This window comes from Achromobacter sp. FW305-C-28, assembly GCF_058783235.1.
Window position 1 is genome coordinate 181,089 of record NZ_JBYSYL010000008.1, and the last position, 21,648, is coordinate 202,736.

At 66.7% G+C, this 21,648-nt stretch carries 15 protein-coding genes; 4 read left to right on the top strand and 11 right to left on the bottom strand.

Annotated elements, in window-relative coordinates:
* Positions 1-4: 4 nt before the first annotated feature.
* The 9 genes from AC3WMR_RS20140 to AC3WMR_RS20180 form a co-directional block, all read right to left on the bottom strand.
* Positions 5-982, bottom strand: coding sequence for an ABC transporter permease (locus AC3WMR_RS20140; RefSeq protein ID WP_492264616.1), 978 nt, complete (start codon positions 980-982; stop codon positions 5-7).
* Positions 979-3,216, bottom strand: coding sequence for an ABC transporter substrate-binding protein (locus AC3WMR_RS20145; protein ID WP_492264615.1), 2,238 nt, complete (start codon positions 3,214-3,216; stop codon positions 979-981). The genes AC3WMR_RS20140 and AC3WMR_RS20145 overlap by 4 nt, the downstream gene beginning before the upstream one ends.
* An 87-nt stretch (positions 3,217-3,303) precedes the next feature.
* Positions 3,304-3,960 (bottom strand): thermonuclease family protein, encoded by a 657-nt coding sequence (locus AC3WMR_RS20150; RefSeq protein ID WP_492264614.1) that lies wholly within the window; start codon positions 3,958-3,960, stop codon positions 3,304-3,306.
* An 87-nt stretch (positions 3,961-4,047) separates the two neighbouring features.
* Positions 4,048-5,055 (bottom strand): magnesium and cobalt transport protein CorA, encoded by a 1,008-nt coding sequence (locus AC3WMR_RS20155; protein ID WP_492264613.1) that lies wholly within the window; start codon positions 5,053-5,055, stop codon positions 4,048-4,050.
* Between the two features lie 118 nt (positions 5,056-5,173).
* Positions 5,174-7,270, bottom strand: a complete 2,097-nt coding sequence (locus AC3WMR_RS20160) for an ATP-dependent helicase (protein ID WP_492264612.1) — start codon at positions 7,268-7,270, stop codon at positions 5,174-5,176.
* Between the two features lie 148 nt (positions 7,271-7,418).
* Positions 7,419-7,970 carry a DUF3304 domain-containing protein gene (locus AC3WMR_RS20165; protein ID WP_492264611.1) on the bottom strand — a complete coding sequence of 184 codons (552 nt, stop codon included), beginning with the start codon at positions 7,968-7,970 and terminating at the stop codon, positions 7,419-7,421.
* 2 nt (positions 7,971-7,972) lie between these two features.
* Positions 7,973-10,126, bottom strand: a complete 2,154-nt coding sequence (locus AC3WMR_RS20170) for a T6SS phospholipase effector Tle1-like catalytic domain-containing protein (protein WP_492264610.1) — start codon at positions 10,124-10,126, stop codon at positions 7,973-7,975.
* Complete coding sequence (locus AC3WMR_RS20175) at positions 10,123-10,989, bottom strand: DUF4123 domain-containing protein (RefSeq protein ID WP_492264609.1); 867 nt, start codon at positions 10,987-10,989, stop codon at positions 10,123-10,125. Before AC3WMR_RS20175 ends, AC3WMR_RS20170 begins: the two co-directional genes overlap by 4 nt.
* Complete coding sequence (locus AC3WMR_RS20180; RefSeq protein WP_492264608.1) at positions 10,982-13,870, bottom strand: type VI secretion system Vgr family protein; 2,889 nt, start codon at positions 13,868-13,870, stop codon at positions 10,982-10,984. The genes AC3WMR_RS20175 and AC3WMR_RS20180 overlap by 8 nt, the downstream gene beginning before the upstream one ends.
* A gap of 260 nt (positions 13,871-14,130) precedes the next feature.
* Between AC3WMR_RS20180 and AC3WMR_RS20185 the strand changes: the two genes are divergently transcribed.
* Positions 14,131-15,048 carry a DUF72 domain-containing protein gene (locus AC3WMR_RS20185; protein WP_492264607.1) on the top strand — a complete coding sequence of 306 codons (918 nt, stop codon included), beginning with the start codon at positions 14,131-14,133 and terminating at the stop codon, positions 15,046-15,048.
* Between the two features lie 43 nt (positions 15,049-15,091).
* On the opposite strand, the gene pdxR is transcribed toward AC3WMR_RS20185, so the two are convergent.
* Positions 15,092-16,621 (bottom strand): MocR-like pyridoxine biosynthesis transcription factor PdxR, encoded by a 1,530-nt coding sequence (gene pdxR, locus AC3WMR_RS20190; protein ID WP_492264606.1) that lies wholly within the window; start codon positions 16,619-16,621, stop codon positions 15,092-15,094.
* Between the two features lie 94 nt (positions 16,622-16,715).
* On the opposite strand from pdxR, the gene gabT reads away from it, so the two are divergent.
* The 3 genes from gabT to AC3WMR_RS20205 all read left to right on the top strand — a co-directional run bounded on the left by gabT (position 16,716) and on the right by AC3WMR_RS20205 (position 20,630).
* Positions 16,716-17,978: a 4-aminobutyrate--2-oxoglutarate transaminase gene (gene gabT, locus AC3WMR_RS20195; RefSeq protein ID WP_175196213.1), complete on the top strand. Its 1,263-nt coding sequence runs from the start codon at positions 16,716-16,718 to the stop codon at positions 17,976-17,978.
* Positions 17,979-18,101: 123 nt separating this feature from the next.
* Positions 18,102-19,571 (top strand): NAD-dependent succinate-semialdehyde dehydrogenase, encoded by a 1,470-nt coding sequence (locus tag AC3WMR_RS20200; RefSeq protein WP_492264605.1) that lies wholly within the window; start codon positions 18,102-18,104, stop codon positions 19,569-19,571.
* 204 nt (positions 19,572-19,775) lie between these two features.
* Positions 19,776-20,630 (top strand): inositol monophosphatase family protein, encoded by an 855-nt coding sequence (locus AC3WMR_RS20205; protein ID WP_492264604.1) that lies wholly within the window; start codon positions 19,776-19,778, stop codon positions 20,628-20,630.
* A 168-nt stretch (positions 20,631-20,798) separates the two neighbouring features.
* On the opposite strand, the gene AC3WMR_RS20210 is transcribed toward AC3WMR_RS20205, so the two are convergent.
* Positions 20,799-21,617 carry an NAD-dependent protein deacetylase gene (locus tag AC3WMR_RS20210; protein ID WP_492264603.1) on the bottom strand — a complete coding sequence of 273 codons (819 nt, stop codon included), beginning with the start codon at positions 21,615-21,617 and terminating at the stop codon, positions 20,799-20,801.
* Between the last annotated feature and the right edge of the window lie 31 nt (positions 21,618-21,648).

Sequence of the window (21,648 nt, forward strand, 5' to 3'; positions counted from 1 at the left end):
GCGGCTACTCGAATCGAACGCGGGGATCAGCCAGCGTGTAGGAAATATCGGCCAGGATCAGCCCCACGATGTACAGCGACGCCCCCAGGAAGACCATGGCCCGCACGATGGAGAAGTCCTGTGCGTTGATGGCGTCGATGGTGTAGCTGCCCAGCCCGGGGATGCCGAAGAACGACTCGGCGATCAGGCTGCCCATGAACAGCAGCGGCAAGGCGGCCACGGTGCTGGTCAGGATCGGAAGCATGGCGTTGCGCAGCACGTGGCGAAACAGCACCACGCGCTCGGCCAGCCCCTTGGCGCGGGCGGTGCGCACGTAGTCCTTGCCGATTTCCTCGAGGAACAGGGTGCGGTAGAAGCGGGCTTCGGGCCCCAGCCGCGACACGATCGCCACCAGCACCGGCAGCGCCAGGAACTTGACCATGTCCAGCCCGCCCTCGAAGCCCGAGAACGGCACCAGCTGCAAGATCTTGGCGAACAGCCACTGCCCCGCGATGATGTAGAACAGACTGGAAATGGACAGCAATATCACGCAGACCACCACGCCCCAGAAATCCAGCCGGGTGGCGCGAAAATACACCAGCGTCAGCGAAAAGACGATGCTGGCGAACAGGCCCAGGAAGAAGGTGGGCACGGCCAGCGCCAGGCTGGGTCCCATGCGGGTCTGGATTTCGCGGCCGATGTCGCGCCCGCCGTCGGACCGGCCGAAGTCCATCACCAGGAGCGGCACCGAGCGCTGGTAGAACACGGTGTCGGTCAGTTGGGCGGAGCCGCTGGCCTGCGTGTTGTAGAACAGCGGCTTGTCGTAGCCGTGTTCGACCTTCCATTTCTCGACCGCGTCCTGGCTGATGCGCTGGCCGCCGATGGCCAGGCGCGCCATGTCGTCGGGGGTATTCACGGCGAAGAACAGGATGAAGGTGAACAGGTTCACGCCGATCAGGATCAGCACGCCATACAGCAGCCGGCGGATGATGTAGCCGATCATGATTGATGCTCCTTGCGCGGACCGTGGCCGAACGCGGTCTGCCTTTCACGCCGCTTGAGCGCGAGGTACGACGGCCAGATCGCCAGCGCGATCAGCAACGCGAACAGACCCAGCGGCCACCAGATGGGGGAATTCCATTCGTCGATCTTGCTTTGCCGCAGGGCCGGGTCGATCTTCATGTACTGCAGCGTGTTGCGCACCATCTGGGTGGGCTTGGCGTTGCCGACCCACTGCTGGTAGGCGCCGCCCGACATCGGGAAGTAGCCGAACATCCAGGGCGCGTCGCGCTGCACGATGGCAACCATGCGGGCGATCAGGGCTTCCTTTTCAGGGCCGTCGTCCAGGAACTTCATCTGCTCGAACAGGCGGTTGTATTCGGGGCTGTCGTAGTTGGCGGCGTTTTCGCCGCCATCCTTGGCCTTGGCGTTGGGGCCGTATAGCAGGAACAGGAAGTTCTCGGCGTCGGGGTAGTCGGCGTTCCAGCCCCACAGGAAGATCTGCGCCGAACCGCGCCGCATCTTGTCCTGGAAGCGGTTGTAGTCGGTGGCGCGCACGTCCATCTGCACGCCGATCTTGGTCATCTGGCGGCGCATCCAGTCAAACGTGGGATTCGAGCCGCCCCCCTGCATCGAGTCGTAGTAGAGCACCAGGGGCGCGCCGGTCACGGCGTTGCGGCCGTCGGGGTAGCCGGCTTCGGCCAGCAGGCGCTTGGCCACGTCGACCGACTTGCGCACCGGCTTGCCGTCGACCAGGTCGTAGACCACCGGGTTCACGCCTTCGGGCGGCTCGCGGTAGCCCAGCACGCCGGGCGGCACCGGGCCGTAGGCCACGGACGCCTGGCTGTTCTCGAACACCGCCACGTATTCTTCCCAGTCGAACGCGATGCTGATGGCCTGGCGCAGCTTGCGATTCTTTTCGGCCTGCTCGGGCGTGTCGCCCTTGCCCACCACCGGGTCGAGCCAGTTGAAGCCCATGTACCAGTTGGCGGTTTCGACCGTGGTGGGCAGGCGGATGCCATGTTCCTGGTACTTGCGCGCCTTGTCCTGGCTGTCGCCCGCGGCCACCAGCATGGCCACGCCGTACTCGCCGCGCTCGATCTGCGGCACGTCGTAATAGCCCTGCATGAACTTGCCGGTCAGCGGAATGGCCTCTTTTTCGACGCTGAATACCGCGCGGTCGATGAAGGGGGTGGGCTTGCCGCAGTCGGCCAGCAGGCCGGCCGCCTTGTCGCCGGGCTCGCCTTCGCAGGGATAGGGCTCGCCGTGGAAGTTGGGGTTGCGCGCCAGCACGTGGCGGCGGTTCTGCAGCGATTCGGCCAGCATGTACGGGCCGGTGCCGACGGGCCAGGTGTTCAGCGACAGGTCGTGCTCAGCCATGCCGGGCTGGTTGTAGAAACGGTCGGCTTCCCAGGGCACCGGCGCCGTGAAGGTCATGGCCAGCCAATACTTGAACTGCGGGTACTTGCCGTTGACGCGGATGCGCAGCGTGTGCGGGTCCAGCGCCTGCACGCCGGTGAAGCCGTCGGGCTCGCGCAGGTCCAGCCAGGAAGCGCCCGCGCCGCCGGGCAGGTCGCGGCGCAAGGCCTGGTCGCGCTGGCGCAGGCGGTCGCCGTAGTCCTTCAGGCCGCTGACGTATTCGGCCATCAGCGAATAGATGGGCGACACCACCCGCGGGCTGGCCAGGCGGCGAAAGGCGTAGACGTAGTCGTCGGCGACCAGCTCGCGCGTGCCGGTGCGGGGAAAGTCGGGAATGGCGTATTTGTCTTCGAGGTCTTCCGGCGCAAGCGGGAAGTAGTCGTAGCTGCCGTCGGTCTTGCGGGCGAAGGCGGGGTGCGGCGCAAAGCGCACGCCCGGCTTGATCTTGATGTCGTAGACGCTTTCGGCGATCTGCTCGCCCGGCGTGTCGGCCGGCAGGACCTTGCCCTGCGCATCCAGGTAGACCGGCGGGTCGATAGACGCCGCGGCCCGCGGAATCAGCTCGTAGGGCCGCTTGAGGTAGTGGTACCCGTAAAGCGTCTCATAGATGCTGTAGGTATAAGGAGTTTCGTCGCCGGAATAAGAGCTGGCCGGGTCCAGGTATTTGGGCGAACGCTTGACGAAGGCGGAATACAGGGTGTTCTGGCCTTCGGCGCCGGACGGGTACGGGCTGTTGATGGGGCTGCTTTCCTGGGAGCAGCCCGCCAACGCCAGCAACAGCAGCATGGCCGCCGCCCAAAGCCGCTTCAAAGCAAGCATGGAAACCTTTCCTTCTATTCAGTGCGACAGAGGATAGCAAAGGTGCCCCTGCCCCAGTACCCAGGCATCCCCTTAGGGCCGGGCGGGTCAGCCGCATTGGCGCTGGCGCCAGCAGTCGTAGCGCCATTTCCAGGGTTGCATGGGGTCCTTGCCGGCCCACAGGCCGCGGCCGGCGGCCTTGGCCTGGCGTTGCAGGCCGGGCATGGCCTGGTCGTGCAGATAGGCGCCCTGGCGCGCGGTGTAGGCCCAGGCATAGCCGGCCTCGACCTGCAGGCGATTGGCCGAGCGGCCATCGTCCAGGATCAGCGCGCACACGTCGCGGCCATACTGGTCTTTTTCGTAGCACTGCGCGGTAAGCGTCTTGCCGGCCACCAGGTCGGCCAGGTTCTTGCGCGCGGCCTCGGCGTAGGGCTGGCCGGGCTGGTCGGCGCCGTGGCCCTCTTCGGGCGCGTCGATGCTGTCCAGGCGAATGCGGCGCTGGCCGTCGGGCGCGCGCAGCGTGACGGTATCGCCATCAGCGACGTTGACGATCATGCCGGTCAGGGTATAGCTGCCGGCCGGCGCGCCGCCCGCGGGCGCGGCGCCGGGCTTGCCTTGGGAGGCCGGTGCGCTGGCGCCGGGCCGCTGGCCGCCCTGCCCCGACGGCTGCAGCCAGTTGACCAGGGCGCCGGCCGCGGCCAGGACCAGGGCGACGATCAGGGCGGTCAGCTTGCTGGCGCCGCCAAAGGGAGATTTGCCGCGCACGAGCCGGGCTCCGGATAGGGAAACGAGAGGCAGTGTGCCACAAGCCCGGGCGGCGCAGGCAAGGCGCGGTGCCCCCCCCTGACGCGGCTACAGCCAGCCCGACTTGCGGAACCGCCAGTACAGGAACGAACAGACCGAGACGATCACCCCCAGAGTGATGGGATAGCCCAGCGGCGATTCCAGTTCGGGCATGAACTTGAAGTTCATGCCATAGATGCCGGCGATCGCCGTGGGCACCGCCAGAATGGCGGCCCAGGACGCCAGCTTGCGGGTGGTGTCGTTCTGCGCGGCCTGGCCGATCATCAGGCTGGCTTCAAAGGCGAAGGCCAGCGATTCGCGCAGCGCGTTGAACAGTTCATCGACTCGCGACACGCGGTCGGCCACTTCGCCGAAATACGGGCGGGCGTGCTCGTCCACGGCCGACATCTCGACCCGGGCCAGGCGGCGGCTGATCTCGACCAGCGGCGACACGACGGTGTGGATGCGCAGCAGGTCGCGGCGCTGGCGGTAGAGCTTGCGGATGTCGGAATCTTTCGCGCCGCGGATCAGCAGCTTCTGCTCGGCGCCCTCGACCACCGATTCGATCTTGCCGGCGGCGGCCACGTAGCGGTCCACCAGCCAGTCCAGCAGTTCGGACGCCACGTAGTCGCTGCCGCGCTTGAGCAGGTCGGGCGAGGCTTCCAGCCGTTCGCGCAAGGGGCTGTGGCCGGCGGTGGCGCCGCGCCGCACGGTGACCAGGAAGCCTTCGCCGATCAGGAACTGGGTTTCGCCGAAGATGGGGCGTTCGGCTTCGACTTCGACCGTGATGGCGACGATGAGCACCATGTTGCCGTAGTCGATGATCTTGGGCCGGCGGTGCGGCTCAAGCATCTCTTCCTGGTTTTTGTCGCAAGCGCCCAGCTCGCGGGCCACCTGGGCCAGCAGCTCGGGGCGGGGGTTGCGCAAACCGACCCACAGCATGCTGCGGTCCTGGTTGACATACTGGCCCACCTCGTCGATGGGCACCTCGCGGTCGCGGCGGCCGTTCACATAGGCAATGGACGCCACGACCTCGCCGTTGTGAGGATCGGTGGCGGCATTTTCTTCAGTAGACATAGGCATCCTCCGGCTATGCGAGCCCTTGCGGAAACAGCGTATCGGTATGGGGCGATGATAGCCCACGGCGCCTGACGGCAGGCTGCCGCGGCAGGCCCCGACTGGCCGGAAACGAAGGTCAGGCGAACAGGTTGCGCACGCGCTTGGCGACGTCCACCTGCGGCGCCTGGGGCGCCTTGGGTTCGCGCGGCCCGCCGGGCAGGTCCGGCAGCTTGGGCAGGTGGTCGAACAGCGGCAGCATGGCGTTGGTGATGTAGCGGGTGCGCGACCCGTACACATGGCGGTCACCCATGCCGGTCTGCTGGTGCACGTAGAAGCGCTGCGGCACGATCAGTTGCAGGCGTTCCTTGGCGCGCGTCATGGCCACGTACAGCAGGCGGCGCTCTTCTTCGATTTCCTCGGCCGTGCCGGTGCTCATGTCGGACGGAATGCAGCCGTCGACCACGTTCAGCACGTACACCGCCTTCCATTCCTGCCCCTTGGCCGAGTGGATGGTGGACAGGATCATGTAGTCCTCGTCGCGCGAGGGCGCGCCGGACTCGTCGCTGGTGGCGTCCGGGGGATCCAGCGTCAGCTCGGTCAGGAAACGCTCGCGGGACGGGTAGCCGGCGGCGATGCGCACCAGCTGGTCCAGGTCGGTCTTGCGCACGCGGGCATCGTCGTACAGGCGTTCGAGCTGGCCGGCGTACCAGCGCAGGGCCAAGTCCACGTCCGCGGGCCAGCGCAGGCCGGGGTCGGCCAGCGCGGCATAGGTGTCGGCAAAGGCGCCCCACTCGGCCTGGGCCGCCGCGCCTGGCTTGAACTCGCGCAAGGCGCGCAGCGGCTCGGCCGATTGCGCCATGGCGTCCATCAGCTTGCCGGCGGTGGCCGGGCCGATGCCGGGCAGCAACTGCGCCACGCGGAAGCCCGCCATGCGGCCGCGCGGGTTTTCTGCCCAGCGCAGCAGCGACAGCAGGTCCTTGACGTGGGCCGCTTCCAGAAAGCGCAGCCCGCCGAATTTGACGAACGGAATATTGCGCCGGGTCAGTTCCAGCTCAAGCGCCGCGCTGTGGCTGGACGTGCGAAACAGCGCGGCTTGCGACTTGAGCGTGGCCCCGCCCTCGCGCTGCGCCAGCACCTGGTCGGCCACCCAGCGGGCCTGCCCGCCTTCGTCGCTGACCGTGACCAGCTCGGGCAGCTGCGACGACGAACGGTCGGTCCAGAGGTCCTTGGCGTAGCGCTCGGTCGCCAGGCCGATGACGGCGTTGGACGCGTTCAGGATGGGCTGGGTCGAACGGTAGTTGCGGTCCAGCGTGATGACGCGGGCGGGCTTGGGGAACTGCGTGGGGAAATCCAGGATGTTGCGCACCGTGGCCGCGCGGAACGAGTAGATGGACTGGGCGTCGTCGCCCACCACGGTCAGGCCGCGGCCATCGGGCTTCATGGCCAGCAGGATGGCCGATTGCAGGCGGTTGGTGTCCTGGTATTCGTCGACCAGCACATGGTCGAAACGCCCGCCGACGTCGGCGGCGATGGCCGGGTCGCCCATCATTTCGGCCCAGTAGAGCAGCAGGTCATCGTAGTCGAGCACCTGCTGGTCCTGCTTGGCCGCCACATAGGCGCGAAACAGGTTCTTGAGCTCGTCTTCCCACTGCGCGCACCACGGGAACACGCTGTGCAGCACGTCGGCCACCGGCGTCTGACTGTTGACCACGCGCGAGTAGATCGCCAGGCAGGTGCCCTTGAGCGGAAAGCGCGACTTGGTGGACGACAGGCCAAGCTCGTGCCGGACCATGCCCATCAGGTCTTCGGCATCGCCCCGGTCGTGAATGGTGAAGGCCTCGGACAGGCCGATGCGCTGGGCGCAATCGCGCAAGAGGCGAGCGCCAATGGCGTGGAAGGTGCCGGCCCACGGCAGCGAGGGCGCCTGCTGGGTGCCGCGCAGGTTCATGACCCGCTGCAGCACAGAACCGACGCGGCGCTCCATTTCCTGGGCGGCGCGGCGCGAGAAGGTCAGGAGCAGCATGCGCTGCGGGTCGGCGCCGTTCAGGATCAGGTGGGCGACCCGGTGGGCCAGGGTGTTGGTCTTGCCCGACCCGGCCCCGGCAATGACCAGCAAGGGACCGTCGTCGCCCGCGCCGGCCACCCCGAATTCAGCGGCCTCGCGCTGGGCGGGATTGAGGTCGGCCAACGGATCGGGACGGCTGTTGGAAGGCGGAAGGGTCGGGTCGGACATGGCGCGCGGGGCTGGCGGCCAGGCGCGGCGGGGCCGGCCTGACAACTGGTTATATATCCAGGCATCATAACAGCCGTGGGCCGCTTGCCGGGGTGGCGCCTGGCGGGGATGCGGACGGGGGGCGCAGCAGCGGCCGGTCGCACAGGGGTCAAGGCTTGGGCTGGGTTTTTTCGATGAACTGCTTCAATTGCGCCTCGGTCGCCTCGCCGGGTGGAGGCAGTCCCAACAAAAAGCCTTCCGCGCCAGGACGAGCGCGTGATGGTTGCAGCCGCACCTCTCCACCAGGCAGAAAAATGGCCCAGACATAACCATCGTGAAACGGCTCGTATGGCATGACCGGAACATCGCGAACCAATAGATCATTCTCGCCACGATAAAACATCGAATCAGAATTCCACTCCACCCTCATTGTCATTCCCGGCTTCCACTGGGTCGCAATGGCAATGCAGCAAGTGCTGGATGTGTAAGCCTGCGCTCGAGCACTTCCCGCCCATGCACGATTGATGAAGACGGGGCTCAAACCTTCGTCAAGATAATTGATGATGCCTAACCGCACGCCAAGCGTTGCGGGAATAGGCATAGACTGCGTCCAACCAGCCACAGGCTGCCCTATCAACGCCATGCAAAAAGCTAAAGAGCATCCCCAACGAAGCGAGCGAAGTCGAGTGAACAGGCTGATCGGAAAATTGATTTTCTGCATACTCAGAATCGCGGAATAGCGTTGAAGTTTATTGGCATATTCTGCAGAGCACGCTGCGTATTCTCCCGGTCCTGCTGCGCCTCCCGTTGCGCCCGAGCCTGAGGATTGGTGTAGACAGAGCGCCAGCGCAAATAGCCCCATTGAGAGTAGAACTCCCGTCCACCGGCCTGCAACGGCACGGCATTGGGATTTGCTCGATAGGCAACCAACTCTGCCCGCTCTTCCTTGCTGGGCATCAGTGGCCACGCCAGATCAGCCCGACCGGTCGATACATATTGTTCGGCCAGCCTTTCACGTTGGTCCAGTTGTTTGAGACGATCACGCTGGATACTCATCCACACGTCGTCATCCTTTCCAAGAGGCTTGAACCAGGCCCTTGAATCGTGCACATAATTGTCCAACAGATCGATCACCGCCGCGACGGGCTTGCCAGGAAGATTCCAGACCGTGCGCATCTGATCCAACCATATCTTCTCTTTGTTGCCTCGCAATACCAACATGACACTGTCATATAGCCGAGCGCCTTCGGCACCCGGCATCGCATTCGGCACGGAACTGCGTTCAAGCGCATTGTTCGCAGTCAGCGTTTGCACCTCCAGCAGCAACTCGTTATTGGCTTGCACCAGATCCTCGTAGTCCTGAGGATTGTTGGATTTGGCCCGCAGCGCACTGGGAATTCCGCCCAACCACTCAGGCCCCCGATCAACCCGAAGGCGTCGCCAGCGCACATACTGAACGTAGTGGTTGTACATGATTCGACGGGTCGATGATTGCTCACTAGATATATCTCGCGTGTTCTCGACGTAGGCATTGAATGCGGTGCGCAGGTTGGACGACACGTCAAACCGAGCCTTGTCGCGTGCAGGCGCCGTGTGCAACCTCAAGGGCACGCCTGCCTTCACGGCTTCCCGATACATATCGCACAGAGGAATTTGCGACAGCTTATCGCTGTCCGTCATCCCTCGGCCTTGCTCTGCGGGCTTGTAGCCGCCGCCGACGTCTGAATGCACCCCCGGATAGACGATCTCTTCGTAGCCGCGGCCATCGATCAAGTCCAGCGGAAATGATCCTCGTACTTCGTGCGCTGCGACCATATGGACACAGCGAGTGACCATGCTCGGAATTTCCATGTCTTCCTTGCTTGCCCACGCGCCATGGCCGTCCCACAATTCACCAGGCGCCGACTGCGCAATGCCGGCCGAGGCCACTGTGTCGTACAACCCCATGAAATCAATGACGACAGGAATACCCCCAAGGCGCAAGACGCCGTCGCCGCGAGGGGTATAGAAAGACATTCCTTCGGGCACATCGCAGGCATCCTTGAGCCAATTGGCAAACACGCGTGCCTCGGCCGCACCGCGAGAAAAGCCAAAGATGGAGACTCGAATGCGCTCTACTTTTGGGTTTGTGGATAGGTAACCAGACAGCATCTGCCGCATCTCACGGTTACGACGTGACAACACGGAATAGCGTGCCATATTGTTCGGTTTGGCTTTGTGAACGCTCCAAACTCTCAAAGCAGATGAACCCAGACCTTGGGCGCGTCGAATCGCGATGTCCGCCGCATCGCCAGGCGTTGCTCCAGCGGAGGACGCAAAAGGAAGAGTGGCGCCCTTCGCCAGCTCTTCTATCTGCAAACCGGACATCGACATATCTGTGCTCATTTCCCGAACCAGCGTTCGCGTGTCCTGCCTTAGCGAATCTGTCAAAGTGCTATTCGGTACGAAGTGCAAATACAGGTTGTTCTGAAATTCCAGCAGTGCCCAATTGATGCGGCCTTCTCCACCCCATCCCGCCGCCGCTCCCGCCTGCGCATGCACGCCAGTTCCCGGATCACCCACCTTATCGATACATGGAGTGCCCACGCCTTCGACATAGGTACGAAAGCGGTGTTGGCGCGCGCTGTAACTGGGGTCTTTCTTATCGTCAAATACGTTATGCAACCTCGCCACGTTCGTCTGCGTGTTGTCTCGCGCTTTGTCCGACACATACATGTTATTGCGCGTGCCATCAAAGAAAAATCCGAAGAACAACTCGATCGAGCAATCCGTGCCGGCCTTTTCGCCCATCTTCTGGCAGGCCTTGCGTTGCTCCTGGAAATCCAGGTCCGTGGGGATTTCGCGGCACGGGCCGGCGAAGCGGAACTTGAACGTCATGATTGCGGCTCCAGGCGGGAGGCATCGGGCGTGAGTGCGGAATGGGTGAGGCTGAGCAGGCCGTGGCGGCGCAGCAGCGTCAGTGCATGACGATAGGCAAGCGCGTCGTGGTCCACGCCGCGACGCGCCAGGCGTTGCACGCCTTCGTCAATCAGGCGATGGGCCGCGGCCGGACTGCAGGCCAGCTCGCCGAACAGGCTGGCGCGCAGTTGCACGAAGCGCAGGATGGCGTCCGGCAGGGCCCGCTGCTGCAGTTGGCGCTGTTGATCGGCGTCGATCCGATAGGGCGCCGGCGCGATGCCTGGCGCGGCGGGCGAGCCGCCTTCGATCGAATGCAGTTCACCCGAGCGGTCCACATAGGCCCAGCGCGAGATGCCTGCCAGCAGGCGCTGGCGTTGCGCGGGCGTCAGCACGTCGAGCAGCGCCGCCAGCGCCCGCGTGTCCGCCAGGCGCAACAGATAGGCGCGGCCATCGGCGCCGACGGCCTCGATCTGCGCGCGCAGGTGGTCGGCCAGCTGTTCCAGCGTGGCCTCGCTGAACAGCAGGCTGAGCATGGGCTTGCCCCGCGCTAGCGCCATCAACCTGTCGCACAGCGGTTGGCGCAGCGCGGGTACCCACGGCAGGCGCAGCAGGTAGGGCGCGACCTGGTCCAGGCCTTCGCCTTCGTAGCGTCCGGCATAGAGCGAGCAGTAGTCTTCGGCCTCAAGCCAGCGCGCCAGCCGGGCGGGCAGCCCTGGCGCAAAGCTGGCATCGAGCAGCACGTAGCGCTCGACCGGCCGCGGCTGGATCCACGCCGCGTCGTACAGCGCCTGGCCGACGGCGGGGCTGGCCGGATCGATCCAGGTATCGCGGTCCTCAAGCATTCTTCACCGTCATGGCCTGGCCGCCCGCCGCGGCTTGCTCGGCGCAACTGACGCAGACGCTCTCGGGCATTTGCGGAAACGGATAGGGCAAGCGGTCGGGGCCGGCGAATTGCTTGTTGCCCGTTTTGACGTCGATGCGCCCCGGCGCGGTGACGGTGATGTTGCCGCCTTCGAGCACGATGCTGGCGCCCGCCGCCGTCGCGATGCGGATGCGCTTGGGCGCGGCGTATTCCACCGCGGTTTGCGCGCTGCCGATGGTGATGTCTTTCTGCGCCTGTACCCGCAGGATGTCGTGCTGGGCCTGCACGTCGACGTTGCCCTTGGCCGAGATCAGGTCCAGCCCCGAGTCCGCCCCGCCCTGCTGCAGGCCCGCGACGATGCCCAGGCCCTGGCCGGTGTGCAGGCGCAGCGCACCCATCACCGCCAGGTTCTGGTCCTTGCCGGCCGACCAGTGCACGGCCTCGCCGGCCGTCACTTGCAGGTGCTTGGCCGCGACCTGCGCCAGCCCGGCGCGCGCGGCCATCAGCACGACGGGATCGGTGGGGTGCGGCACTTTGCCCTGCGCGGCCTGCGTGTGCCTGGCCGCGGCATCGCCGCGCGCGCCTTCCAGGCTGTCGCCCGCGACCGTGCCCGAGACCGCGCGGTGCATGGCCGCCAGCGGCGCCTTCTCGCCATCCAGCACGCTGGCCTGCGGGCCCTTGGTGCCCAGCGCCGTGGCCAGCCGCAGGCCCTGGTGGGCGCCCACCACGCCGTCCAGCGAACGCGCCATCTGCTCGGTCTGGCTGGCCAGCGCCTGTACACCCGCCGCATCGCCCACGGCGCTGGCGTTGCCGCCGGTGGCGCTGTAGGTGCTGAGCAGCACGCCCGCGCCGCCGCGCACGGCGCCGTAGGCATCGGTGCGCAGTTCGGCGCCCACGCCGCGCAGGCCGCCGCGGTAGTTGCCGGCCTGGTGGATGAGATGGCCCAGGTTCAGTTCCGAGGCGTCCTGGCTGCTCTTGACCTGCATGCGCAGCTGGCCGTCGGTGTCGTCGAACACGATCTGGTTGTAGCCCGCGCCGCCGAATTCCTTGCTCTTGAAGCCGGTCAGCGCGGCCGCGTTGCGGTGGTTGTCTTCGCCTGCGGCCGCGCCGTGCCAGGCCGGCGCGTTGCCCGCGGCCAGGTTGGCCTGGGCGCTGGGCGCGTTGTCGCGCGCCGCGGCGTAGACCTGCGTATCGGCCGCGCTGCCTGCGCGCCCGCCGGGTGTGGCGGGCGTGCCGCCTTCGCCGCGGCCGTTGTACAGCGCACCCACGACGATGGGCTGGTCGATGTCGTCGTCCAGAAAGCGCACCAGCACCTCTTGCCCGATGCGCGGCACGAAACTGATGCCCATGCCGGCGCCCGACTGGCGCTGCGCCACGCGCACCCAGCGGCTGCTGGCCTCGCCGTCCTGGCTGCCCGCCTGCCAATGGAATCTGATGCGCACGTCGCCGCGCTTGTTGCGCAGGATCTCGTCGCTTTGCCTGGGTTGCGTGCCGCCTTCGGCGTCGGTGACCACGGCGGTGTGCACGCCATGGACCGAGGGCGCGCCGCCCAGGCGGGCGCCGCGCGTTGCCGGCAAGGCGGGACGCCAGGGACGGTCGCAGCGCACCGCTTCGAAGCGATTGGCGTAGCCGACTTCGCGGGCCTTGGCGAGGACGGCGGGGTCGGGGGAGATCGAGGCCTCGTCCCACGTCGAATCATCGCCGCGCAGGGTCTCTTGCGGCGCGGCCACCGCCTCGCCGTCCAGCGTCAGGTACGCCTCCAGCCCGCCCAGGCGCTGCGCCAGCGACGCCCGCGTGTCGGGCGGCAGGTTGTTGATGCCCACGTGCTCGATCCAGTCCAGCGCGAAGACCGGCTCGAATCCCGCTTCGCCCGTCGGCCCCAGCGACGACATGTCCTGCAGCGTGAAGCGCGTGCCCGAGCGGAACGTGCGCACCACGCCGCGCCCGGCGAAGGTCTCGGCGCGGGCGCGCACGGCCTCGCGCGCCAGTTCCGCCTGGCGGCGGGCCTGGGCCTCGTTGGCAAAGCCGCCGTGGCCGGCAACGTCGTACCAGTCCAGCCCCGCCGCATCGTCCTGCCCGCTGGCCGCGTTGACCAGCGCCTGCGCGGCGACCGCGCGCTTGCCGCTGTCGTGCCAGCCCAGCACGGTGATGCTGTCGGGCGTGCGGCGGCGCTGGCGCACCAGGGCCTGCACGGTGTCGCGCGACTCCGTGGCGCTGGCGCGCTGGAACCGCACGCCGCCGCTGGCCGATTCCGCGTCTTCGGCCAGGCTGCGGCTGTCGGCAAAAATCTGCACCACGTGGCGCGCCGGCACCCCGGCATCTTCCAGCACGGTCCAGCCCAGGCCGGCCTCGGCCAACAGGCGGCTCACGAAGGCGTAGTCGGTTTCGCGATACTGCGTGGTGTAGGGGCGCGGGGCCAGGTCGGCCAGCGCGCCTTCGACGTCGGCCGCGATGCGGTAGACATAGCCTTCGTACGTGTCCAGCACGTGGCGCACGATGTCCAGCACCGGCTTGTTTTCAAACAGGCGGCTGGCGCGTCGCTGCGTGGCCAGCCACAGCCACGGCGCCACCGTCAGCCGGTAGCGCGCAAGCCCCGCGTCACCCGCCAGCAGTTCCGCTTCGCGCACCACGCCGCTGCGGCCTAACTGGCTGCCGTCGGCACGCGTGGTCCACAGTGTTAGCGGGCGCGAGATCATGTCCTGCAACGACAGGCCGGCGTCCTCCGACAGGGCCACCACGCGCAGCTGCGCCACACCCGACAGCGCCTCGCGGCCGGTCCAGCCTTCGACATGCAGCGACGCCAGCGCACCCTCGCCTTGCAGGCGGTAGAGGCGGGCGTCGGAATTGAACAGGCCGCTCATTGGGGCAGCCCGACACGCAATAGCACCAATGACAGCATCAGGGATCTCCCATGTCGCATTGCACCTGCGCGCCGACAACGAGTGTCGATACGCCCCGGGGTCAACATCCCCGGCGGACAGGAAGAAATACCACGACGATCTGGCGTCAATGACAACCAACGTCGCTCAAGTTGCAACAAAAATTGAAAAAACGGCACGAGAATGAAAAAATCGAATGCTTCCTATCCGTCGTGCCGCCCCCGCGGTGCTTGCCCCACGCCATGCGCCTGCTTGCCGGCACCGCTTCCTGGACCGACCCCACGCTATTGGCCTGCGGCCGCTTCTATCCGCCCCACGCCAACAGCGCCGAAGCGCGGCTGCGCTTCTATGCCTCGCGTTTCAGGCTGGCCGAGGTGGATTCCAGCTACTACGCCCTGCCCAGCGCGGAAAACGCCTACCTGTGGGCGCAACGCACGCCGGACGACTTCGTCTTCAACATCAAGGCGTACCGGCTGTTCACCGGCCACCAGACGCCGCTGACGGCATTGCCGGCCGATATCCGCCAGGAACTGGGCGACTGGCCCGAACCGGTGATCTACCACCGCGGCATGCCCGACGACCTGCGCGACGAACTATGGCGCCGCTACACGCTGGCGCTGGAGCCGCTGCGCATGGCGGACAAGCTGGGCGCGGTGCATTTTCAGTTTCCGCCGTGGGTCCAGCGCGATGCGCGCGGCATGGCGCTGGTTGCCGACTGCGTGCGGCGCCTGGAAGACCATCTGGTGTCGGTGGAGTTTCGCCATCGCAGCTGGTTTGCCACGCCCGCAGCCACGGCGGCCACGCTGGCGATGGAACGCGAATGGGGGGTGGTGCATACCGTGGTCGATGCGCCGCAAGGCTTTGACAACAGCGTGCCCGCGGTATGGGAATGCACGCATCCCGACCTGACGCTGCTGCGCCTGCACGGGCGCAACACGGCCACCTGGAATGCATCGGGCAGCGCGTCGTCGGGCCGTTTCCAGTACGAATATTCGGAAGAGGAACTGGCCGAACTGGTGCGCCGTTTCCAGCAGGTGGCGCAGCAGAGCGCGCAGGCGCACGCGGTGTTCAACACCAATTACGAAGACCAGGGCATGCGCAATGCCGCGGCGTTCAAGGCCGCGCTGGATGGCCCCGCCGCGCAAAGCGGCTTGCTGTGAAAGGCGTCGCGCTGCGCCAGGCACGGCACGGCGGCGACAGCCCCTAACCGCCCACCTCAGCCAGAGCCAGCGGCGTCGGCGTGGTGCGCGCCACTTCCGCCAGGCTTTCCAGCAGCACTTCGAATTTGCGCGCGATGTCGTGCTCGGGCACGCAGGCATAGCCCAGCAGCAGTCCGGGGCGGCGCCCTTCGTCGCCCACGTAATAGCGCGACAGCGCACGGGTCAGCACGCCCTTGCGGCGCGCCACGTCCACCACGCGCAGGTCGTCCATGTGCGCCGGCAAGGTCAGCACCAGGTGCAGGCCCGCCAGGCTGGCGTCGCGGTGCAGCCAGTCGGGCCCCAGGCGCCGTTCGATCAGGTTGACCAGCATGGCGCGGCGGCGGGCATACAGCATGCGCATGCGGCGGATGTGGGCGGCGTAGTGGCCTTCGGCGATGAAGGTGGCCAACGCCGCGTGCGTCATCAGGTGGCCTTCGCGGTACAGCTCGGCGTGGGCTGCCTGGAACGCGGCGGTCAGCGGCTTGGGCAGCACCAGATAGCCCACCCGCAGGCCCGGATACAGCGTCTTGCTGAAGGTACCCATGTAGATCACGGGCGCATCGGGCTCCAGCCCCAGCAGCGACGCGATGGGCCGGCCGGAAAAGCGGAATTCGCTGTCGTAGTCGTCTTCGATGATCCAGCTGCCGTGCTGGTGCGCCACGGCCAGCAGCTGGCGGCGACGCGCCAGCGACATGACCGGCCCCAGCGGATACTGGTGCGACGGCGTGACGAAGATGAAGCGCGGCGGCGCGCCGCCAGGCAAGGCGCCGCCTTCCGGCAGCCGCATGCCTTCTTCGTCGACCGGCAGGTGCACCGTGCGCAGGCCGTTGGCCTGCAGCACCGTGCGCGCGCCCCAATAGCCCGGGTCTTCGACCCAGGCGGTTTCGCCCGCTTCGCCCAGGATGCGCGTAGCCAGGTCGATGGCCTGGTGCGACCCTTCGGTGATCAGGATCTGGTCGGGGTCGCAGTCGATGGAGCGCGTCAGCGCCAGGTGCTCGGCCAACGCCTCGCGCAGCGCCGGCAGGCCGCCGCCGTAGGCGTAGGTGAGCAGGTCGGGCGTGGGGTTGCGCCACAGCGCGGAAAAGATGCGGCCGAATTTCTTGTGGGGGAATTCGGTCAGGTCGGGCACGCCGGGCATGAACGCGCCCCACTGGTAGGGCGAGGCCGACACGCCGTCGACGATGGCGGCGCCGCGCGCGGACAGCGCCGGACGCGGCTGCGGCGTGGGCGCGCGGCGCGACTGGCGGCCGCTGGCCAGGTAGGAATCGGGCAGCGAGGCGTTGACGAAGGTGCCGTTGCCCTGGCGGCTGCGGGTGTAGCCTTCGGCCAGCAGCTGGCTGTAGACGTGGACCACGGTGTTGCGGGCAATGCCGAGTTCGGCGGCCAGGTCGCGCGAGGCGGGCAGGCGCGAGTCCGCGGCAATGGAACCATCAAGGATGGCTTGGCGAATGCCATGATAGAGCCGCTTGTTCATCGGCCCGCCGGCGGCATCGGCCAGGCGCAGCAGCAGCAAATCCCCGACGATGGACCGCAATTGGTTCTACCTGATTTATAAAAGTGGTTCCCAACAATGGGGCCATAGTAGCATTAAATAAGGTTTTTCCCGCCCACTGCCATCCGAGGCTGAGATGAAGAATCAGGACCTGAATACCCGCCGTTCCCTGGCCACGCCGCGTGGCGTCGGCGTCATGTGCGATTTCTATGCCGTGCGCGCCGAAAACGCCACGCTGTGGGACGCCAACGGCAAGGAATACATCGATTTCGCGGGCGGCATCGCGGTGCTGAACACCGGCCACCTGCACCCCAAGGTCAAGGCCGCCGTCAGCGCCCAGCTCGACAACTTCACGCACACCGCCTACCAGATCGTGCCCTACGAGGGCTACATCTCGCTGGCCGAACGCATCAACCGCCTGGCCCCCATCGACGGCCTGAAGAAGTCCGCCTTCTTCACGACCGGCGTCGAAGCCGTCGAGAACGCCGTCAAGATCGCGCGCTCGGCCACCGGCCGTTCGGGCGTCATCGCCTTCTCGGGTTCGTTCCATGGCCGCACCATGCTGGGCATGGCGCTGACCGGCAAGGTCGCCCCCTACAAGCTGTCGTTCGGCCCGATGCCGGGCGACATCTACCACGTGCCCTTCCCCAACGCCACGCAAGCCATCACGGTGGCCGATTCGCTCAAGGCGCTGGACCTGCTGTTCAAGGTCGACATCGACCCCAAGCGCGTGGCGGCCATCATCATCGAACCGGTGCAAGGCGAAGGCGGCTTCAACATCACCCCGCCCGAACTCATGACCGCGCTGCGCAAGGTCTGCGACGAACACGGCATTCTGCTGATCGCCGATGAAGTGCAGACCGGCTTTGGCCGCACCGGCAAGCTGTTCGCGATGGAACACCACTCGGTGCAGGCCGACCTGATCACCATGGCCAAGAGCCTGGGCGGCGGCTTCCCGATCTCGGGCGTGGTCGGCCGCGCCGACGTCATGGACGGCCCGGCCGCGGGCGGCCTGGGCGGCACCTACGCCGGCAACCCGCTGGCGGTGGCCGCGGCCCATGCCGTGCTGGACGTGATCGCCGAAGAAAAGCTGTGCGAACGCTCGGTCACCCTGGGCGACAAGCTGCGTGCCCACCTGGAAGGCCTGCGCGGCAAGGTGGCCGGCATCGCCGACGTGCGCGGCCTGGGCTCGATGGTGGCGCTGGAACTGAACGACGCCAATGGCAAGCCCGACGCCGAAGCCGTCAAGCGCGTCCAAGCCCGTGCCCTGGAACGCGGCCTGATCTTGCTAAGCTGCGGGGTGTACGGCAACGTTCTGCGCTTCCTGTACCCCTTGACCATTCCCGATGCCCAGTTCGATCGCGCGCTGGCCATCCTGACTGAATCCCTCGCCGCCTGAGCGCCGATCCGATCATCCGGTTTTCCGGCCGTCAGGCACGGCGATTGCGGGCGTAGCGGATTTCCGCTGCGCCCGCGTCAATTCCGCCCCGGCGGCCGCGTTCCTATCCAGGAGACTTTTGCAATGACGTCTTTGACTCACCCCCTTTCGCGTCCCGAACTGCTGCGTGACGCTTGCTACATCGACGGCAAGTGGGTTGCCGCGGGCAATGGCCCGTCGATCCCCGTCGACAACCCGTCCACCGGCAAGACCATCGTGTCCGTGCCCAAGCTGGGCCGCAAGGAAACCGAGCAGGCCATCGCCAGCGCGCAAGCCGCCCTGCCCGCCTGGAGCGCCAAGACCGGCAAGGAACGCGCCGCGATCCTGCTGAAATGGTCCCAGCTGATGATGCAGAACCAACAGGATCTCGCCGCCATCATGACCTCGGAACAGGGCAAGCCCGTGACCGAGGCCGCCGGTGAGATCGCCTACGCCGCGTCGTTCCTGGAGTGGTTCGCCGAAGAAGCCAAGCGCATCGACGGCGACGTGCTGCAAAGCCCCAAGGCCGGCCAGCGTTTGCTGGCGCTCAAGCAGCCCATCGGCGTGACCGCTGCGATCACGCCCTGGAACTTCCCGGCCGCGATGATCACCCGCAAGGTCGGCCCGGCGCTGGCCGCCGGCTGCACCATGGTCGTCAAGCCCGCCCAACAGACCCCGCTGACCGCGCTGGCGCTGGCCGTGCTGGCTGAAGAGGCCGGCGTGCCGGCCGGCGTGTTCCACGTCATCACGGGCAGCTCGCGCGACATCGGCGCCGCGCTGTGCGAAAGCGACGTGGTGCGCAAGCTGAGCTTCACCGGTTCGACCGAAGTCGGCCGCACGCTGATGGAGCAATGCGCCCCCACCATCAAGAAGCTTTCGCTGGAACTGGGCGGCAACGCGCCGTTCATCGTGTTCGACGACGCCGACCTGGACCGCGCCGTGGACGGCATCCTGGCGTCCAAGTACCGCAACGCCGGCCAGACCTGCGTGTGCGCCAACCGCATCTACGTGCAGGCCGGCGTGTACGAGGAAATCGCCAAGCGCCTGGTGGCCAAGGTCAACGCCATGAAGGTGGGCGACGGCTTCGGCGACGGCGTGACGCAAGGTCCGCTGATCGACGCCAGCGCGGTGGAAAAGGTGCAGGAACACATCGCCGACGCCACCTCGCACGGCGCCAAGGTCATTGCCGGCGGCAAGCCGCATGCGCTGGGCGGCACGTTCTTCGAACCGACCGTGGTGCGCGACGTGACGCAGTCGATGCGCTTTGCCACCGAAGAAACCTTCGGCCCGGTCGCGCCGCTGTTCCGCTTTGAATCCGAAGACGAAGTCATCGGCATGGCCAACGACACCATCTTCGGCCTGGCCGCGTACTTCTTCACCCGCGACTACGCCCGCATCTGGCGCGTATCCGAAGCGCTGGAATACGGCATCGTCGGCATCAACACCGGCCTGATCTCGAATGAAGTCGGCCCGTTCGGCGGCGTCAAGCAATCGGGCCTGGGCCGCGAAGGCTCGAAGTACGGCATCGAAGAGTACCTGGAGATCAAGTACCTCTGCGTCGACCTGGGCGCCTGAGCCCAGGCACCCCGCGGGCGCCGCTCGGCGCCCGTCCTGGCCGGATAAACGGGGCTCGGGTCCCGTTTATCCCCAGGAAGTGTGGACAACTTGGCAGATAACTCCTGCACAGGTACAAAATTCCCTTTAAGTTCATACGGTTATAAATCGCGATCAATTGCCGCCCAGGCGTGATAGATTTGCGCGTTCCCTGGACGAGCGATTATGAGCAGATCATTTACCCGCGAGGACACCCGCCGGCTGGCGAGCATCCTGGCAGACGCGGCGCAGGCGGAAGTCATGCCGCGCTTTCGCAACCTGCCCGAGGGGTCCGTGCGCGACAAGACCTCGCCGCGCGACCTGGTCACCGACGCCGACGAGGCCGCCGAACGCCTGATCGCCGCGCGCCTGTCCAAGCTGCACCCTGGCGCCGTGCTGATCGGCGAAGAAGCCTCGACCCGCAACCCGGCGCTGCTGAACATGCTGGTGGACGCCGACCTGGCGTTCCTGATCGACCCCATCGACGGCACCCGCAACTATGTCGCCGGGCTGCCGCTGTTCGGCATGATGATCGCCGCCTGTCATCGCGGCGACGTGATCGCCGGCGTGATCTACGACCCCGTCAATCGCGACAGCGCGCTGGCCGTGCGCGGCGAAGGCGCGTGGATGGAATATGAAAACGGCAAGCAGGCCGCGCTGGCCGTGGCCGCCCCGGCGCCGCCCGAAGACATGGACGGCCTGATTTCCACCGGTGCGCTGCCCGAGCCGCTGCGCACGACCGTCAACGGCAACCTGTCGCGGCTGGGCAGCACCGCCAGCCTGCGCTGCGCTGCGCACGAATACCGCATGCTGGCCGCCGGCCACAGCCACGTGGCGCTGTACAACCAGCTGACCGCGTGGGACCACGCCGCCGGCTGGCTGCTGCACCGCGAAGCGGGCGGTTACGCGGCGCGCTTTGACGGGTCGCCCTACAAGCCCACCCACCGCAGCGGCGGCCTGCTGTATGCCCCGGACGCGGGCAGCTGGCACGCGGCCCGCAAGGCCCTGATGGGCGACGCCATCCAGGACGCCGAGGGCTGAATCCCGGCGATCACGGTCTTAAAAGCCGCTAAAAATCGGGGTTATCCCTAGGATTTATCCACAGTATCTGTGGACAACCCTATGGAAAGCTCTGTAACCGCGAGAAAAAACCCTTACAGGGCAGGGACTTGGTTAAACCGGTCAAAAACCGGCCGCTCTCTGTCCCCGTTATAAGGCGTCCAGCGCCACCGCGCAGGGCAGTTCGACCTTGAGCGTGAGCAGGTTGTCGGCCCGGGTGCGGCCCAGGTTGATGGCGGCGATCGGCATGCCATTGCGGGATGCCGCCGTCACAAACCGGTAACCGGAATAGACCATCAGCGACGAACCTGCCACCAGCACCGCGTCGGCGGCCATGAGGCCGGCGTTGGCCCGGTCGACCCGGTCGCGCGGCACGGTTTCGCCGAAAAACACGACGTCGGGTTTGACGATGCCGCCGCAGCGCGGACAGGGCGGCACGCGGAACGACGCGAAATCCACGCCATCGAGGTCGGCATCGCCGTCGGGCGCGTCATCGGCTTCGAAGGCGATCCAGTCGGGATTGCGTTCGTGCAGGGTTTCCTGCCAGGCCTGGCGGCCTCCCCGCCAATCGCAGTGCATGCAGCGCACTTCGTCCAGCCGGCCGTGCAGGTCGACCACGTCGCGGCTGCCGGCGGCCTCGTGCAGGCCGTCGACGTTCTGCGTGACCAGGATGGACACCAGGCCGCGGTGCTGCAACCGCGCCAGCGCGCGGTGCGAGGCATTGGGCTGCACCTGGCCAAAACGGCGCCAGCCCACCATGCTGCGGGCCCAGTAGCGGGCCCGCGCCAGGTCGTCGCCCATGAACGTCTGCAACGTCATGGGCGGCTTGCGCTTCCATTCGCCATCGGTGTCGCGGTAGTCGGGAATGCCGGAATCGGTGCTGACGCCCGCCCCGGTCAGGACGAACAGCCGCGGGTGGCGGTCGACGAAGCCGCGCAGCGCGGCCAGATCCGAAACTCGTGTATCCATCGTGGCTCCCTATCGACCGCCGCAACGCGGG